Genomic DNA, 16,376 nt, shown 5'->3' with positions numbered 1-16,376 from the left:
GCACCTGCGAGTGGGTCGCCGGCCTTCTGAGACACGACGCTATGGTTGAACGCAGGACCCGCAATGTCCTCAACCGCTATCTAGGGTTTGTTGCAACGGCTGAATAGAGGCGCAGAGAGGCCGGATGCGAGGTCAATCAGGCGGCGAGAATTTCGAACTGCTCGGCCAGGGACGGATTCGCATTGAAGGCGTATCTCGCCTGTCGCTTGCGCATCATGTGAATCATGTCGATGCCGGAAAGGATGGTGGAGGCGGTGGCCGTCGATTTGAAGCCGAGCATCGGCCGGACCCGACGTTTGATGCGCCGATGGTCCTGCTCGATCCGGTTGTTCAAATACTGGCTCCGGCGGATGTGGATCGTCTTCAGCCGGCGCCCGGCGCAATCCTGCAAGCGATTTGTGGTGTCGCAGGAAACGATCGCCTCGTGGTTGGTCTGGCTCCCGTCGTTGACGACGCGATCCGGTCGGCCATGACGCTCCAGCGCCTTTCTGAAGAAGAGCTTGGCCGCAGGCTGGTTGCGCTGCTCGCCCACGACAGTGTCGATGGCGCGATAGAGATACATCCACTGGCGCAGACCTTGATGTAGGTCTGGTCGACAGGCCATTCGACGGCCACGCCACGCTTGCGCCGGTTGAAGCGCTCGAGCAAGGGCCAGAAACGAACGGTCCAGCGATGGATGGTCGTGTGATCACCGTGATGCCGCGCTCGGCGACATTGTCCCCTTCAGCCCAAACAGCAGACGATCATTGACGAGCCGCATTCCGGTCAATCACCGGTGTGCCGACCACGCACCACATCGTCCAGCGGGTCGCCGCTAGGTTTCGATTATGGGCACTTTTCCCATGAGGCTGGGCCCACCCGGCATCCCACCGTTAGCCACTCTTGAGAATGAAATGGTTTCTCATGCCCCGGCATTGACAACGGACATTACCGGGCCGCCCTCCGACGCCTGGCAGGCAATTATGTTTATTCGCGATAAATCTATACCAAGAAGATGTTGGACCGTAATAGTTATCTCTCTTAAATTCCAACTCCAGCTGCAGGCGAAAAAAATGGAGGGGTAATGGCGTCGATCTCGTGTGTTGTGTTCGCCATAGGCTGAGAGTGAACCCTTGATAACCAAGGGAGTAACAGAGGGAGGAGAACGTAATGAGCTTTTTCATAAATCGCAGGCACTTCTTGCAGGCAACATCGTCCGTGATCGCGGTAGGTGCAGTATCCTCTGCGACCGGTCGTGCACGGGCAGCGTCCGCCGGCGAGTTGAGAGTCAATATGAGCGGCGGCAATTGGGGCGACGCGGTGATTGAGGCCTATGTAAAGCCTTTTGAGGCCGAGACCGGGGTCAAGGTAACGCCTGTGAAGGCGGACTTCACATCGACGCAGATCGCGATGATGGTCGACACAAAGAACGTTTCGGTCGACATCGTCAACCTCGGACAAACGATTGTGGATCCGCTTATCGCGAAGGGCTACCTTGAGGCAGTCGATTATTCGATTTGGAAGAAGGATGAACTGGAGGCAATCCCAGACTTCGCCAAACATCCGAACGGCTTCGCCTCCTATATGTACTCAATGAATATGGTGTGGAACACGAAGAAGTTTCCATCTGGGAAGCCGCGGCCGACCACGTGGGCCGAGTTCTGGGATGTTGACAAGTTTCCTGGCGTCCGCTCCCTATATTCCGGCGAGGGTGGATCGGGACCTTGGGAGGAGGCCCTTCTGGCCGATGGTGTTCCAATGGATAAGCTTTATCCAATGGATATTGATCGTGTCTTTGCTAGCCTGGACAAGGTCAAGCCGCACATTCGCAAGTGGTGGACGAGTGGCTCTGAGGTTTTGCAGATAATGAGGGACAACATCGCGGACGTCGTGCAGTCCTACGACGGCCGGGCGCTTTCACTTGTTGATGAAGGCGGGCCGATTGAGATCAACCGAAATCAGGCTAAAATTCTGATGGACTTTTGGTGCATCCCGAAAGGCAGCCCGAACGTACAGAATGCGCAGAAATTCCTTGAGCTGACCGGTCGCGCCGACCGGCAGGCGGTATTTGCTAAGTTGATTGCGCAAGCTCCCACGAACAAAAATGCGTTTAAAACGATACCGGACGATGCTGCTCGAAAGCTTGCATCGCATCCAGACTATGCGGCCTCGAGCTTCGCTCTCAACGCAAAGTGGTATGCAGAGGTTGGTTCGGATGGGAAGTCGAACAAGGAGCGCCTTGTTCAGCGCTGGAATGAGTGGATTCTCCAGTAACCCTAGCGTTTCATTAGGTAATGGTGGCGCGCGTCCTGTGGACAGGGTTGCGGTCTTGCTGAACTGGAAGGCACCACTTTACTCAACGGCCCTATCTTTCCGGGACCTGCGTCTGACTGGCGCGTGGTCCCGGCGGAGTATCACAATGAACTTGAATCTGAAAAGTTATATCCCTATCGAGGATGAAGTGTTGGAGAGACCTCCAGTTTCCACCCAAATCGAATTCTGCAATGTCACTAAAATGTATGGGTCCGTTGCAGCGGTCAAAGATATCTCCCTTTCCGTTTTGCGCGGTGAGTTCCTGACCATTCTCGGTCCGAGTGGCTCAGGGAAGACGACGGCGCTGATGTTGCTCGCCGGGTTTACGGCACCGAGCCAAGGCGACATTCTCATTGCTGGGAAATCTGTCTCCGAAGTTCCGTCATACCGTCGTGATCAAGGGATCGTCTTCCAGAGCTACGCGCTCTTCCCGCATCTCACTGTGCGCCGCAATTTGGAATTTCCACTTGAAATGCGCGGGATCAAGGCCGCCGACCGGGCAGCACGGGTCGACCAAATGCTCGAACGCGTCCACCTCGGTGAATTTGGCGGCCGCATGCCGTCACAATTGAGCGGTGGTCAGCAACAACGCGTGGCCCTTGCGCGTGCATTGATCGCCGATCCGCCGATCTTGCTACTCGACGAACCCCTTGGCGCGCTGGATCGTAACCTGCGCGAACAAATGCAAATTGAAATCAAGGACCTGCATAAGGAATTCGGACAAACTACCATTTGTGTTACCCACGATCAGGAGGAAGCGCTCACCTTGTCGGATCGCATCGTCGTCATGCGAGCTGGTCAGATCGAGCAGATCGATACGCCTGAAGCACTCTACGACCGTCCGAAAACGCGCTTCGTGGCAAACTTCCTGGGCGAGGCCAACATCCTGGAAGATACAGAATTTAAAGTTGAATCCGATATCGTGCCCTCGTCTGAAATGATCGCAATGCTGCGCCCTGAGCGCATTTGCGTCAGCGCGTGTTCCGCAGCAAGGCGCGGCGACGCAGACCAGAGACAATCTGTGTCCGGTACCGTCGAAGATATGATCTATGCTGGCCCACTAAGAAAATACCGGGTCCGTGTGGGGAACATGGTTCTGATCGCACGCGAACACGTCGCCTCAGGACAGGAGGTATTCCGTCCCGGCAAAGAGGTTCGCCTTGATTGGCTTCGATCAGACATCCGATTTGTCGCTGCTGAAGGCGGAGGGCTTCGCAAATGACGACGATACAAAAAATTGGCTCGAGGCCGATTCTGCTAACGGTGCCTGCCTTCGGCGTCTTGTTCGCTGTTTTCGGCATACCGATGATCCTTCTATTCCTGACCAGCCTCAACGCACCAGCAATTTCTCTGGCCAATTATGTGGGGTTTTTCGAACAGCGGTCATATGTCCTTATTCTTCTCCAGACGTTCAAGATAAGCTTGATAGCCACGGCAATCTGTTTGATCATCGGCTACCCTACGGCCTATCTGATTGCAGTTGCCGGCCGCGCACGGCCCTTCCTCATGGTTCTTGTCTTCCTGCCTTGGTTAACGAGCGCTCTGGTGCGCACATACGCCTGGACGATCGTCCTGGGAGACAGCGGGCTGATCAACAACCTGTTACTCAGCGTCGGTCTTATCGAGAGACCGCTTCCCCTTATTTACAACCGGTTCGCGGTCTATGTCGGTATGGTGCACATCATGCTGCCGATGATGATCTTGCCGATGGTCAGTGTAATGGTGGGTATCGACAGCTCGTTGATGTCTGCAGCTCGCAGCATGGGCGCAAAGCCTCTCACCGCATTTTTGCGCGTGTTTCTTCCGCTAAGCATTCCTGGCGTTCGAAGCGGTTGCATACTTGTCTTCGTCGTTTGCCTTGGTTTCTACATTACACCGCAAGCCTTGGGCGGGTTAGGCGACACTATGCTGTCGACTCTCATCAATTCCCAGCTCACAACATCATTGAATATGGCGCCGACCGCTGCCGCAGCCTTCATACTACTGGCGATGGCGCTTGTGGTTCTTTCAATGGCTGGTGTCAATCTTGCGAGCGGGCATGGTGAAGCATGGTCTACGGAGCAAAAATTCCGGCCGGGCCGGCTGCCGTCATTCGGAAAAGCAACTCGATATCTCAATGAGTTTGCCATACCCTTTCGAGCACGGCGCTGGGCGGCAAAGCTCTATCAAGGACAACGGGACACCCCGTGGGCGAAAATCGTGGGAGCAGCTTTCCTTGCCATCGTATTTATCTATCTGCTTGCACCGGGCCTGATCGTCATCATCATTTCATTCAATGCAGGCAATTTTCTTGAGTTCCCGCCGAGAGCAGTGTCCCTCCGGTGGTATTATTCGGTTTTTCAGGATCCTTCCTGGATCAACGCTTTATGGAACAGCTTCCAGTTCGGTGTGATCGTCAGCTTGGTGTCAACCGTGGCCGGTACGATGGCAGCGTTCGGACTCAGCCGCTGCTCGTCCGGCCTCCGTTCAATTATAACCATGTCTATCCTGACGCCCATCACCTTTCCAATCATCGTGGTCGGTGTCGCTGTCTATCTTGGGTTGGCAAAACTTGGATTGGTAGGAACCAGTATCGGCATTATTTTGGGTCACACCATCGGTGCCGTCGGTTATGTCGTCGTCATCGTCCTGGCAACTCTGTCCGGTTTTGACAGGCGGCTAGAGCAGGCTGCCATGAGCATGCGTGCCGGACCGACGCGAACATTCATGAGGGTGACACTACCTTTGATCCGCTCTGGCATCATCGGTGGTGCGTTATTCGCCTTCCTTGCGTCGTTCGATGAGGTCATCATAACGTCATTTGTGAGCGGGTATGCGATCCCGACGTTGCCTCTGAAAATGTTGGAGAACCTGAAGGAGCAAGTTGATCCAACGATCGCGGCAGTTGGATCGTTGCTGACCTTGCTGCCCATTGTTTGGCTAGTTGCCCTTTATTTCACCCTATGGAGTGCAAGGGGTACATTGGGAAAACCTGCCATGAACGCGGTTGAGCTTTAACTCGGGGTTAGGCCGCGCTACCTTGTCCAAAACATGCTTGGCGGTGCGTTCCACATGATCAACTGAATCATCGCGCCGCCGCAACTCAGTAAGGCTGAGTAGCGACGGCTGCGCTGCAGTTCGCGTTCGGTGCAGGAATTCGCTGACAGCAGAATGTACAACACGCTGAGGATTTAGTTGGACGCCGAGAAACTTCATCGGAAATCCATTAGAGCGGGAGCCAGTTCTATAGGCGGCGATGTCACGTTGTCTGGCGTTATCAACGTCATCACCATCGCCGGCAGGAAACACTGGTTGTGGCGCGCCGTCGACCAGGATGGCTATGCTCGACGAGATCGTCCAGAACCGCCGCAACACCAAGCGGCCAGCGCTTGCTGGCGCGGCTGCTGAAGAAGCAAGGCGTCGCGCCGAAGCCTAAGTGGTGCGCCAAGGCACCTTGCAGTAGGCCTATGAACATGGAGCTTTCGCGCCATGACATTGAACATGCAGGGGGGATCTGGTCGCCGAGCTCAGTGGCGCCGCGGCGAGCGTCCTCAGAAGCATCTGGCCGGGTTCGCCGGCATCCTTCAGTGCGACTGTTACAGTGGCTTTGAGCCGCTGTTCGACCCGCAGCGGAAGGAGCAGCCGATCACGCCGGCCTTTTGCTACGCCCATGCGGCGAGGATTCTTCGGATTGGCCGACATCGCGAAAAAGGCCCGCGATGGCAAGAAGGGCAAACCGATCTCCCCGATCGCGCTGGAGGCGGTCAGGCGCCTCGACGCACTGTTCGAGATCGAGCGCGCCATCAACGGCCGCAGCGCTGCCGAGCGGTATGCCGTGCGGCAGGAGAAGAGCAAACCACTTCTCGACGACATGCACGCCTGGCTGCTCCGCGAGCGCGATACCCTCTCGCGCTCTTCCGAGGTCCTGAAACCAATCAATTACATGCTCAGGCGCTGGGCCGACTTCGCCCGCGTCATCGACGGCGCCAGAATCTGCCTGAGCAACAACGCGGCCGAAAGAGCGCTGCCTGGCATTGCTCTGGGAAGGCGCAACTGGACCTTCGCCGGTTCCCAGCACGGCGCCGACCGCGCCGCCGTTATGCTTACCCTCATCACCACGGCACGCCTCAACGACGTCGACCCAAAAGCCTGGCTCGCCGATGTCCTGGCCCGCATTGCTGATCTTCCCGCTTCGCGTTTGCACGAACTACTGCCTTAGGAATGGAAGCGCCTGCGCAAAGCCGACAAGGCCGCCGATCAGCAGGCCGCCTGACCTTCAAGCATTGCCATCATAGAGCCCGCCGCGCGCACGCGCGTGTCCCAATCATGCGGCCGTCGTTGTATGCATACGTCTCAACGCGTGTATATGCAGACAACGTGACATCGCCAGTGTTCGCCCTCCGGCACGAAGGGGCCGCATCTGAGCGGTTACGGATGCCTTGGCGGAGCCGACCTCGGTGAGGATAGCGCCCTTCTTGAGCGCCGGTTCGACCTCCTCAGCCACGACGCCGGAGGCACCGACGGGCACTGAGACTGCGTGTTTCGGTAATTCCCGGACACCCTTTTCGCTAAATCCCGGACAGTGATTTCAGTAACTCGCGGACAGCGAATTCCGCTAAATCCCGGACAATTTTCGGGAGCGGATTTAGCGGTCGGTTCTTGGCTGCGCCGTTCTGGCAGTTTGGCCTCTCACGATGATGTTGAGAGGGGCCATGCCGAGACGGAAGCAAGCGAGACGAACGAGCGTGAGGGATATCCAAGCGATCTTGCGCCTGACCCATGAGCAGGGTCTTTCGGTGCGTGAGGTGTCGGAACGGCTCAGGATCAGTAAGACGACAGTATCGACCTATTTGCTGCGGGCGCGGGAGGCCGGGCTGTCATGCTGGCTGCTGCCGCCGGGCCAGACCCGGCGCAGATTTTTGTCGCGGTACTGGGCGCCTCCAATCTGACCTTCGCCTCTGCCAGCTCCAGCCAAAAGCTGCCGGACCGGATCGAGGGCCAGGTGCGAGCGCTCGCCTTCTTCGGCGGCCACCAGAGCGATCGTGTGCGACAACCTGAAGGCCGGTGTCGTCAAGGCGCTATGGTTCGAGCCGACGCTGAACGCGACCTTTGCCGCGATGGCCGAGCATTACGACACCACCATCCTGCCGACCCGCAGCCGAAAGCCGCGCGACAAGGCAATTGTTTCATAATGAGTCCTGTTCGGTTGATGGCACGGTAATTGAGGCACGGCGGGCGGGAACGGCGTTTCGGCCCGGGCGGCCTTTGATGATCTCGAGGCCGTGAGGAATGTCCCACAGACCACGGTTGAGACTGTCGCTGCAGGCTTTGCAGATGAGCCCTGGCGCCCCCATTGATGCACCGTAGTCTCGGCGATAGCGAAGTGTTCGGCCACTTCCTGGGTGGTGAGCAGACCACAATCCCGCAGGCGCTGGCGACGGCTGGGCAGGTTGTAAGCTCCACGGATGAAGGCGATCTTCTTGAGATTGAACGGCTTGCCTTCCCAGGTTCGCAGGCCACCTTCATTGAGGATATCGGCGATCTCGCGATCGCAATGTCGGTCGAGCAAGCGGTCGACCTCGGCGACGAGCTCAGGCTTGAACTTGCGGATCTGGGCGATCGGCAAAGGCCGCTCCAGCGTCAAGGTGCGGGTCGCCCGCCGGATAGTCGCACGTTTGCGGTAATCGTCTCGGCCTTGACCAGGGCGACGTCGGCGACCAGCAGCCGCAGGATACGCTTGCGCTCGCGAACATCGATGCGGGCATCGCTCCAGATCCGCGGGAACTGCTCGGCAAGATCGCGGACGCGTTGCTGCGTCGCGGCATCGAGGGCAGCGGCTTCCTCGGGCGCGCGTCGCTCATAGTCCTCGACGACGTCGGTGTGGAGCCGCAGCTTCTCGTTCCACTCGGCCTCGAGAGTGTCGGCAACGAGGCGATTGTCGCGATCGACCTTCATGTAGCGGCGCCGGGCGAGCTCGGCGTCATGACGCGTCCGCTCGATATGCTGTCGGCGCAACGTGTCCATCTCGGCGGCGCGTGCCTCAAGCTCGCGCTGCACCGCCAGGGTGACCTCAAGGGTCATCGGCGTCATCAGCTCGACAAGCAATGCACCCACCGCCGGATCGACGACTTTGCCGGGCACGGACTGGCAGACCTTGCCGCCACGGCGGGTGGCGGTCTCCTGGCAGATATAGGTCGGGACAGGCTGACCATGCTCCTGGCTGTAATGGACGCCCATGCGCCCGCCGCAAAGGCCGCAGAGAACTCTGCCCTGGAGCAAGGCGGATCCTTCGCGGACCGGCCCGGCGCGGCGCTGCATTCCATAGGCTTGTGCATTGGTGGCGAGACGCTCCTGGTTGGCCTTGAAGCGCTCCCAGTCGATATAACCCGGATGCAGGTCGGGCATGACGAACCGCCACTCGGCCATATCCACCCTGATCTGCGAGACGCCGCCGCCCGGCCGGGGCCGTCCACGCGTTCGACCGTAGACGAAGGCGCCGGCATATCTCGGATTATGCAGGACCTGGAGGATGCGGGCGTGCCGTGGCGGCGCCCACATGAGTTCGCCTTTGTACGGTCCCTTGCGCAGTCGTCGCGGGAACAGGATGCCTTCGTCGAGGAAGAACTTGACGGTTCTGGTTGCGCTGCCCAGGCGCTCGAAGGTCGTGAACATCATGCGGAGCGCGGCCTGCACCTCGGCGTCCGGGTCGAGTGCGAGCGTGCCATCGGGCAGGTAGACCAAGCCCACGGGCGGCCCTATCTTCAGCTCGCCACGGCTCGCCTTGTTGACTTGGCCACCGCGCATGCGCGCCTTGAGGAAGTGCAACTCCGCTTCCGACATCGTTCCTTTCAAACCCAAAAGAAGTCTGTCGTTGAAGCTTTCGGGGTCGTAGATGCCATCCTCATCGAGGATGAGGGTGCTGGTCAGGGCGCACAGCTCAAGCAGCCGGTGCCAGTCGGCGGAGTTGCGGGCCAGGCGCGAGACCTCCAGCCCCATGACGACGCCGGCCTTGGCGAGCGCAACTTCGCTGACCAGTTCCTGGAAGCCGCCGCGGGCAACGGCGCTGGATCCCGATTTGCCTAGGTCGCAGTCGATAACGTGGATGCGTTCGGCGGGCAACCGGCGGCAATGGCGCGATCACGCAGCCCATACTGTCGCTGCGTGCTCTCGCCGTTCTCGGCGACCTGTCGCAGCGTAGACTGACGGATGTAGAGGTAGGCGTCGCGCCGCAGGTGATCGGCGGTGACTTTGAGGTCAGGCATGTGCTGGCTCCGCGGTTAGCGTGACAACAAGGCTGGCAAGGATGAGGGTGAGCTCGCTGGTGGCGATCGCGCCTGCCGACGGGGGGCGATGTACCGGGCAAGGCGGCGTAAAGTTGGGTGTTGTCGTTGCGGCCTTGATCCAGGCGACCATGCCTTGACGGTGCAGGGTTACGAGTCCTGATCCGGTGATCAGCCGGGCGCTGAGCACCGCGGCGCGCAGTTGTTCGTATGTGCCGACGAGGCTGGTCGCGCGGACGGTTAAGGCAGATCGAGTCGTTTTTTTTTGGGCGCCATGGCCCGCTCCAGACTTCGCCGGTGCACCCTGACGCCAAAGCGTGTGGCGATCGCGTCGACAAATTGCGGCACGGTGAGGTCGGGCCGCGTCGTCCTGAGTTGGTCGATGTAGGCGAGGACCTCGGCAGAGATCTTGTGTCCGCCCTTTGGACCCCGCTGCCGGGGCACCAGCCCGGCGAGGCCCTGGTCGGCCAAGGCGCTCTGAGCTTTGTAGAAAGTCGGCCGTGAGACCCCGAAGGCGCTGGCGACGTCGCTGATCGGCACGCGATCGGCCTGATGGCGGCGCACCATCTCGTAGCGGACCTGCACAAGGTCCCTGGCATCGAAGAAGGGATTGGCGGCAAACAGCGTGTCGCGCACGGCCTCGGGGTGGGGGTTGAGCGCGCCGTCGCGGGCCAAGGCCTCGGCCTTTGGGTCGCGTCGTGCTGGCTTTGGCTTCGCCATGACCATCATCCAAATTGATTCGTAAATATAAATACGCCTTACATGATGAGACGTCAAACAAGGACGCACCACGATGCCCGACACAAATCATGCAATGATAGGCGTCACTACGGTATCTGAGCAGACGTTGCGGCGTAATTTGCCTTACACCAGCGGCGTATTTACCCTTACGCATCCTCCGCCTCCACCGGCGCAGAGACCCGATCCAGCAGCGTGAGCAAATCCAATAGGTCGGCCGTCCGGAACGCCGCGCGCCCGGCCGCGACGCGCCGGAATGCGTCAGGCTGCGCCATGTCCGTCATTGCGGCGGCAATGCTGGGCAAGGTCCCGTCCGCCGCCCGGTAGATCACCCGGTCGTCGCCCCAATGCGGGCTGCGGCTGATCATGTCGAAGGTCTGGCCTTTAAGCGGGTGGAATGGGTGAGTAATGCGGACCGTGAGGCCGATCGTCCCCATACGGGCTGCAGTTGACGGCTTTATCCAAAGGCAAGGTCGAGGGCGCGGTGCTGATCATCGAGCGCTGGATCCTGGCACGGCTGAGGATCCGGTCCTTCTTCTCGCTCGCCGAGCTCAACGCGGCGATCGCCGAACTGCTCGAGGAGCTGAACAACCGGCCGATGCGCCATGTCGGCCAAAGCCGCCGCGAACTGTTCGAGGAGATCGAGCGGGCTGCCTTGAAGCCGCTGCCGGCGGCACCCTTCGAATACGCCGAGTGGAAGTCAGCGAAGGTCCATCCTGACTACCATGTCGAGGTCGACAAGACCTTCTACTCGGTGCCGCACCGGCGGATCGGGCGCACCGTCGAAGTGCGGCTCACGCACCGAGTGGTCGAGATCTTCCACGACCACCAGCGTGTCGCCAGCCATGTGCGTCGCTCGCAGCGTTTCGGCCATGTCACCGTCAACGAACACATGCCCAAGGCGCACCAGCGCTACGCCAACACCACACCGGCCAGCCTGATCAGCCGGGCGGCAAGGATCGGCCCCAACGTCGCCATTCTGGTCGAGCGCATGATGCGCGACCGGCCACATCCGGAGCAGGGATACCGCTCGGCCATGGGCATTCTGTGGCTGGCGTCGCGCTATGGGCCGGAGCGTCTCGATGCCGCCTGCGAGCGGGCGCTGCTGATCAACGCGATCGCCTACTCCTCTGTCACCGCCTTCCTCAAAGCCGGCCTCGACCGAGCCAGCTCCGCTGAACCGGCAAGCCGACACCCCAGCACGCCAACATCCGCGGCTCCACCTATTACCAGTGAAGGAAAGGAAGAAAGAATGCTGACGAACCCCACCCTCGACCAGATGCAGGCCCTCGGTCTGGCCGGCATGGCTGCCGCTTGGCGCGAACTGGCCGAACGGAACAACGCCAACGAGCTTAGCCGTGATGAGTGGCTCGGCCTGATGTTCGACCGCGAGGTCGCCATACGGGCCGACAAGCGCGTCCGGAACCGGCTCGCCTCAGCCAGGTTGCGCTTTCCCGAAGCCTGCATCGAGGCCATTCGGCAGCGCAAGGCAGAAGAACACCTCGCCGCAAAGATACTGGAAGTAGGGGTTCTCCACCCAGCGCTCGCACAGCACCTCGTCCGACAGGTTGAAGGTGTGTTTGAGGATCGCCAGCCCCGCCATCAGCCGGGTCGGCAAGGGCGGCATACCAGGCCGTCCGAATAGACCACGCCGAAACGCTCCTCCAGCACCGGCCAATCGATCGCCTGCGCCAGCCGAACCAGCTCGTGCTTCATGTTGATGATCTGATCGAGCCGGGAGCGGAACAGATCCTGCTCTCCGTCTCGCGCTTCTCGCGTGGCCTGGACACCGCTATCCCCTCTCAATTCGCCCCGCCAAAACGAGTGAATCACGCTCTGCGGCACAAGGGAATCGCAAAACCGAACTGCAAGAAAATAGCTATTAAACACCGCAAATCCTGCAATTCCAAAGCCGCTCTCCGCCTCAATCAGGAGGCCAGATCAACGGCTTGCGGATAGTTCACGGCCGATTATTTGAGTGCGGCGACTATGCAGCGACTGGCTCTTTCGGTTCCGACCGTCATTTGCAGCGCCTTGGGACACGTCGCAGAATATAGCCGCGCGCCGTGACATAATCTTCGACCGCTTGCGGACATGCGGCTTGATCTTGTCAGGCTGACGATCCCGTCAAAAAACCCGCCCCTCTCCTGCTCTCGATTGCACAAATGTTGGCAACAATCACCTCTTACCTGGCGCCACCTGCGCTGGCGCAGGTGTAAGGGCCGCAGAACGTTCCTCCCTAGCGGTCGGAAATGGAGTGATCGACCAAGTGATAAGGTCGGCGGCACGCTGAGCTGTCGCCTCGGCCTGAGCAAGGCTGGGTGAAACGGCGATGACATGTGCGATGCGGTCTCGGCAATCGCCTTTCCTGACGATCGACGTTTTGGGTTCAACATAAAATTTGACCTCGGCGACACCAGGGATGGCAGCCGCCAGACTTTCGCCATCGATCCAATCGAGGATGCCATCGCGATCAGGAACGAGGATCCGCGCGGCCGCAATGTGCGAATGCTTTCTGCGCAAATCCCATTCGTCGCCGATAACAAGTTTGATGTGCTCGGTCACGAGATCGACATCGTAAGCCAGCTGAACCAGCCGATGAGTGGTCCCAGCTGGAAAACGTGGATTGACTTCAATGACGACTGGGCCACGCTTCGTCCACCGGAATTCAATGTTCGTTGGCCCCCAGCCAAGGCCGAGAGCTCGCAAACAGCTCAGCGAAACATCGGCGATACGTTTAACTTCGTCATCAGTCAGCGGGGCCGGAAAGATACACTCACGAAAGACGAAATGTGGTAGGCGGTCGAACTCAGCGGTACAAATCCCAATGACTGCGTTTCCCATTATCTCGGCTTCGTAGTATGGGCCTTGTGCGAATTCTTCGACCAGGATCCTCGGCGAAGACCGCCAAATGTGCTTCCCGCCCAACAGATAGGTCGTATGTTCGGCCAACTCATCGACGTTGCGGCACAATCGGACACCGTTGCTGCCATTGCCTACGGCTGGCTTAACAATCGCCGGCAGGCCGATCTCCGTTGCAGAGCTTTCCACCTCCGTTGCATTCGCTGCCAAGCGATAAGCAGGCATTGGAATGCCGGCCTCCGCGAGGACTTGACGTTGAGTGAATTTGTCGCAGCATCGTTCAATGGCTGCCGGGTTAGGTCCTGGTAGATCGAAATGCCGGCAGAGCTTGCCAACTGTTGCATAGACCGTCTCGTCCGGGTTGGGAAAGCCAGTAATGCCAGCAATGTCATAGGTTGCACGCAGCCGGCAACATTCGCGGATCAGCGCATCGAGATCGCCGGTATCCACACGGATAGCCTCAATTTCTTCCGCGGCAAGATAGTCGTACTGAACTGTATCGGCCGACAGGGTAATTGGATGAAGCCCAAGACGCTGGGCCGCTTGGACGTACAGCGGGCCATTACTCATTGAACCTTCAACCAGGATGAGCGCTCTTCTTGACATCGGCGTGACCCCGTTGCGTGTTGTGCGGTGGTCTGAGGGTAAACAGGGGCTTTTAGCCGCGCCCGACCTCAGACTTCGCGGTGAACGTACCATTGTCAGCGATCTGCGGTCGCAAATATTCTGTAAATTTGTTTGAAGAATTCGCTACAATATTTTGGTTACCCGCGGGTAAGCAGGCAGCGTCTCGACCAATTTCGGGCGGGCGCAATGTTCAAGGAACGCTAGATGCCGTAATGGGCCGGCGCTCCTCGCATGGCCAGGAAGGCGGCTGTTCCCTTAGAGTGATGCTGTTGAACGGGGTCCGGTTGTGTCGGCACCAAACATCAAGCGAGGGACAACCATGGGCTATTATGCAGGAATTGATGTGTGGCTGAAGCTGAGCAGTGTTTGCGTCGTGGATTCATCGGGCAAGATCGTGCGAGAGACGAAGGTGGCGAGCGAGCCAGAGGCACTGTTGCAACATTTTGCCGATCTGGGATTGCCGGTCATCCGCGTCGGCCTTGAGGCGGGCCCACTGTCGCAGTGGTTGCGCGAGGGTCTGGTCGACGCCGGCTTTGAGGTGGTGTTGCTGGAGACACGTCATGTGAAGGCGGCACTGTCGGCGATGCCGGTGGAGACGGATCGCAAGGATGACCGCGGGATCGCGCAGTTGCTGCGCCTGGGCTGGTACCGTCCTGTGCACGCCAAGTCTGCAGATGCCCAGGAGGTGCGGGCACTGCTGGTCGGCCGCAAGCTGTTGCAGGCCAAGCTGCTCGACGTCGAGCTCAGCATACGCGGAATCCTACGCGGTTACGGGCTCAAGGTTGGCGAGGTGAGCCGGGGGCGTTTCGAGGCGCGCATTCACGAACTCATCGAAGGCCATGACATGCTTGCGACGGTGATCGGCGCGATGCTGCAGGCCCGGGCCGTATTGTGGAACGAGTTTACCCGGCTGCACCGCGCGATGCTGAAGATCGCCCGTGCCGATCCTGTCTGCCAGCGGCTGATGAGCGCGCCCGGTGTCGGGGCTCTGGTTGCAGCCACCTATCGCTCGGCGGTCGATGACCCCCGGGCGGTTCGCTAAATCCCGGACCACTGGGGCATACTTCGGACTGACGCCCAACAAATATCAATCCGGCCGAGACCGACATCGACGGCGGCATCAGCAAGGTCGGCGACGGAATGGTGCGAACCGCGCTCCTCTATGAAGCGGCTATCATGTTGACGCGCGGCACGCGGTTCTCGGCCCTGAAGCGCTGGGCGACGGAGGTAGCAAAGCGGCGCGGCATGAAACGGGCGAAGGTGGCGCTGGCCCGCAAGCTCGCAACCGTCCTCCATCGCATGTGGGCTGATGCCAGTCAGTTCCGTTGGGGCAAGGACACCGTCACCGCATCAAGAAGGAACAAGGCAGCGAGGCAGGCCGCCATAGGCGCTGCTTCTTCGAGGTCCCGTCGCTGGGACGAGGGCTTGGCAAGGTCGGGAGTAGTGCTGTGAAAGCTTCGGTAAATCACGCGTCCTAGATTGACCTGCCGGCTTAAGGGTCTGATGGCATGATGTGGCAGTGTTGGTGCTGGCCAAGGGCAGAAGAATGATCCCAGCGGCGTGATGATCACTCGAACGGACTTGACGAGTAGGGGCCCCATTACAGAAGTACTACAGTTGCGGCTCATTTGATTTTCTGTTTCACCTCGACAGGTTGATGGAGGAACTTTGTCTATCGCTTCGTGGTCAGGGTCGTTGTTGGATTGGGAGCAGGAGCTCACAGCCAGGCGCGGGTTGGGCGGGTGCTTCCTCGTCGTGAGTTGCGGGAGACGGGCGCAGATTTTCTTGACGGTCTTCTTTCCGGCATTGAGCGCAAGACAGGCTGGCTGATGGCTGAGCAGTCCGGAGTGGAACGGCCCTATCGGATGCAGTCGCTGTTGGGGCGCAGCCACTGGGACGCTGACCGGCTGCGAGACGAGGTTCGCGATTATGTGGTGGGGGCGTTGGGCGATGAGGATGGCGTCCTGATCGTCGACGAGACGGGATTTGTGAAGAAGGGCCATGGTTCCGCCGGTGTCGCACGTCGGTACTCGGGAACGGCGGGTCGGATCGAGAACAGCCAGATCGGCGTGTTCTTGGCTTACGCGAGCCGCTACGGCCAAGCGCTGGTCGATCGTCGCCTTTATCTGCCGGAGAGCTGGGCAAAGGATCGGGCGCGATGTGCCAGGGCGTCGATCCCGGAGACGGTCGAGTTTGCAACCAAGCCAAAGATGGCGTGCGCCATGGTCGAGGCGGCGCTCGATGCCGGCGTCCCGTGCGCTTACGTTCTGGGCGACGCTGTCTACGGGGCGGATGCTGGAAGCTCGCGAGCAGCCCTATGTCTTGGCGGTTCGAGGCGCTCACTTCATGCGCCGTGGAGGGGGTAGTCTGTTTGAGGAAACCTCGCCCGAGGAACTGGCCAGCGAGTTCGAGCCCGACGATTGGGTCTGTCATGCGGCAGGTGAAGGCGCCAAAGGGCCTCGGCTCTACGAATGGGCACGCATCCGCCGCCCTTGGACGTCAAAAGGCGGCTTCGAGCATTGGCTTCTCGTCCGCCGCAAGCGATCGACATCCGGAGAAAAAGCCTACTACCTGGTCTTCGCCCCGCGACCACGGCAC

Annotated in this window: 11 protein-coding genes and 9 pseudogenes; 11 read left to right on the top strand and 9 right to left on the bottom strand. The window is 59.7% G+C overall.

The features are described 5' to 3' along the window. Positions 1-136: 136 nt before the first annotated feature. Positions 137-713: pseudogene (locus NKI67_RS31755) on the bottom strand (IS6 family transposase); the annotation flags it as partial. Positions 714-1,149: 436 nt separating this feature from the next. Here NKI67_RS31755 and NKI67_RS31750 point away from each other — a divergent pair. From NKI67_RS31750 to NKI67_RS33970, 6 genes and pseudogenes are all read left to right on the top strand, one after another. Continuing rightward, a complete protein-coding gene (locus tag NKI67_RS31750) occupies positions 1,150-2,253 on the top strand; it encodes an ABC transporter substrate-binding protein (RefSeq protein ID WP_352648786.1) in 1,104 nt (367 codons plus the stop codon). Positions 2,254-2,398: 145 nt separating this feature from the next. Then, on the top strand, positions 2,399-3,514 hold the full coding sequence (locus tag NKI67_RS31745; RefSeq protein ID WP_352648784.1) for an ABC transporter ATP-binding protein: 1,116 nt from the start codon (positions 2,399-2,401) through the stop codon (positions 3,512-3,514). Continuing rightward, on the top strand, positions 3,511-5,289 hold the full coding sequence (locus NKI67_RS31740; RefSeq protein ID WP_352648782.1) for an ABC transporter permease subunit: 1,779 nt from the start codon (positions 3,511-3,513) through the stop codon (positions 5,287-5,289). The genes NKI67_RS31745 and NKI67_RS31740 overlap by 4 nt, the downstream gene beginning before the upstream one ends. 264 nt (positions 5,290-5,553) lie before the next feature. Continuing rightward, positions 5,554-5,702 (top strand): annotated as a pseudogene (locus NKI67_RS31735) (DDE-type integrase/transposase/recombinase); the annotation flags it as partial. A gap of 58 nt (positions 5,703-5,760) precedes the next feature. Continuing rightward, positions 5,761-6,298: pseudogene (locus NKI67_RS33975) on the top strand (IS66 family transposase); the annotation flags it as partial. A gap of 72 nt (positions 6,299-6,370) precedes the next feature. Further along, positions 6,371-6,490 (top strand): transposase domain-containing protein, encoded by a 120-nt coding sequence (locus NKI67_RS33970; RefSeq protein ID WP_502909380.1) that lies wholly within the window; start codon positions 6,371-6,373, stop codon positions 6,488-6,490. Between the two features lie 105 nt (positions 6,491-6,595). Here the strand turns inward: NKI67_RS33970 and NKI67_RS33965 are convergent, their stop codons facing one another. Then, positions 6,596-6,775: a hypothetical protein gene (locus NKI67_RS33965; RefSeq protein ID WP_502909378.1), complete on the bottom strand. Its 180-nt coding sequence runs from the start codon at positions 6,773-6,775 to the stop codon at positions 6,596-6,598. Positions 6,776-6,983: 208 nt separating this feature from the next. Here NKI67_RS33965 and NKI67_RS31715 point away from each other — a divergent pair. Further along, a pseudogene (locus NKI67_RS31715) lies at positions 6,984-7,457 on the top strand (sigma factor-like helix-turn-helix DNA-binding protein); the annotation flags it as partial. Here the strand turns inward: NKI67_RS31715 and NKI67_RS31710 are convergent. The 5 genes from NKI67_RS31710 to NKI67_RS31690 form a co-directional block, all read right to left on the bottom strand. Further along, the gene (locus NKI67_RS31710) at positions 7,400-7,897 is read right to left on the bottom strand and encodes a hypothetical protein (protein ID WP_352648778.1); all 498 of its coding nucleotides are present in this window, start codon (positions 7,895-7,897) and stop codon (positions 7,400-7,402) included. The pseudogene NKI67_RS31715 and the gene NKI67_RS31710 overlap by 58 nt on opposite strands. Before the next feature lie 14 nt (positions 7,898-7,911). Continuing rightward, positions 7,912-9,390 carry a recombinase family protein gene (locus tag NKI67_RS31705; protein WP_352648776.1) on the bottom strand — a complete coding sequence of 493 codons (1,479 nt, stop codon included), beginning with the start codon at positions 9,388-9,390 and terminating at the stop codon, positions 7,912-7,914. After that, entirely contained in the window at positions 9,351-9,533 is a 183-nt protein-coding gene (locus NKI67_RS31700; protein ID WP_352648774.1) for a hypothetical protein, read from the bottom strand. The genes NKI67_RS31705 and NKI67_RS31700 overlap by 40 nt, the downstream gene beginning before the upstream one ends. Before the next feature lie 258 nt (positions 9,534-9,791). Beyond that, entirely contained in the window at positions 9,792-10,271 is a 480-nt protein-coding gene (locus NKI67_RS31695) for a helix-turn-helix domain-containing protein (RefSeq protein WP_352648772.1), read from the bottom strand. A gap of 167 nt (positions 10,272-10,438) precedes the next feature. Then, positions 10,439-10,726, bottom strand: coding sequence for a DUF5372 family protein (locus NKI67_RS31690; protein WP_352648770.1), 288 nt, complete (start codon positions 10,724-10,726; stop codon positions 10,439-10,441). Positions 10,727-10,752: 26 nt separating this feature from the next. Here NKI67_RS31690 and NKI67_RS31685 point away from each other — a divergent pair. Then, positions 10,753-11,525: pseudogene (locus tag NKI67_RS31685) on the top strand (Mu transposase domain-containing protein); the annotation flags it as partial. A 16-nt stretch (positions 11,526-11,541) separates the two neighbouring features. Continuing rightward, a pseudogene (locus NKI67_RS31680) lies at positions 11,542-11,727 on the top strand (ATP-binding protein); the annotation flags it as partial. 39 nt (positions 11,728-11,766) lie between these two features. Here the strand turns inward: NKI67_RS31680 and NKI67_RS31675 are convergent. Together NKI67_RS31675 and NKI67_RS31670 are read right to left on the bottom strand one after the other, a co-directional pair. Then, a pseudogene (locus NKI67_RS31675) lies at positions 11,767-12,079 on the bottom strand (transposase); the annotation flags it as partial. 388 nt (positions 12,080-12,467) lie between these two features. After that, positions 12,468-13,757: an ATP-grasp domain-containing protein gene (locus tag NKI67_RS31670; protein ID WP_352648768.1), complete on the bottom strand. Its 1,290-nt coding sequence runs from the start codon at positions 13,755-13,757 to the stop codon at positions 12,468-12,470. A gap of 340 nt (positions 13,758-14,097) precedes the next feature. On the opposite strand from NKI67_RS31670, the pseudogene NKI67_RS31665 reads away from it, so the two are divergent. Then, positions 14,098-15,128 (top strand): annotated as a pseudogene (locus NKI67_RS31665) (IS110 family RNA-guided transposase); the annotation flags it as partial. Positions 15,129-15,446: 318 nt separating this feature from the next. Next, positions 15,447-16,364, top strand: a pseudogene (locus tag NKI67_RS33960) (IS701 family transposase); the annotation flags it as partial. Positions 16,365-16,376: the final 12 nt, after the last annotated feature.

Origin of the sequence: Mesorhizobium sp. M0408 (assembly GCF_040321495.1) — a bacterium.
GTDB lineage: Bacteria > Pseudomonadota > Alphaproteobacteria > Rhizobiales > Rhizobiaceae > Mesorhizobium.
The sequence above is the reverse complement of the archived record's forward strand: the minus strand, read 5'-3'. Positions and strand labels throughout refer to the sequence as shown.

Excerpts from the sequence above, each read along its gene's own strand:
- NKI67_RS31695 (WP_352648772.1), bottom strand. The coding sequence starts at position 10,271 with ATGGCGAAGCCAAAGCCAGCACGACGCGACCCAAAGGCCGAGGCCTTG.
- NKI67_RS33970 (WP_502909380.1), top strand. The coding sequence starts at position 6,371 with ATGCTTACCCTCATCACCACGGCACGCCTCAACGACGTCGACCCAAAA.
- NKI67_RS31740 (WP_352648782.1), top strand. The coding sequence starts at position 3,511 with ATGACGACGATACAAAAAATTGGCTCGAGGCCGATTCTGCTAACGGTG.
- NKI67_RS31700 (WP_352648774.1), bottom strand. The coding sequence starts at position 9,533 with ATGCCTGACCTCAAAGTCACCGCCGATCACCTGCGGCGCGACGCCTAC.
- NKI67_RS31745 (WP_352648784.1), top strand. The coding sequence starts at position 2,399 with ATGAACTTGAATCTGAAAAGTTATATCCCTATCGAGGATGAAGTGTTG.
- NKI67_RS31670 (WP_352648768.1), bottom strand. The coding sequence starts at position 13,757 with ATGTCAAGAAGAGCGCTCATCCTGGTTGAAGGTTCAATGAGTAATGGC.
- NKI67_RS31750 (WP_352648786.1), top strand. The coding sequence starts at position 1,150 with ATGAGCTTTTTCATAAATCGCAGGCACTTCTTGCAGGCAACATCGTCC.
- NKI67_RS31690 (WP_352648770.1), bottom strand. The coding sequence starts at position 10,726 with ATGGGGACGATCGGCCTCACGGTCCGCATTACTCACCCATTCCACCCG.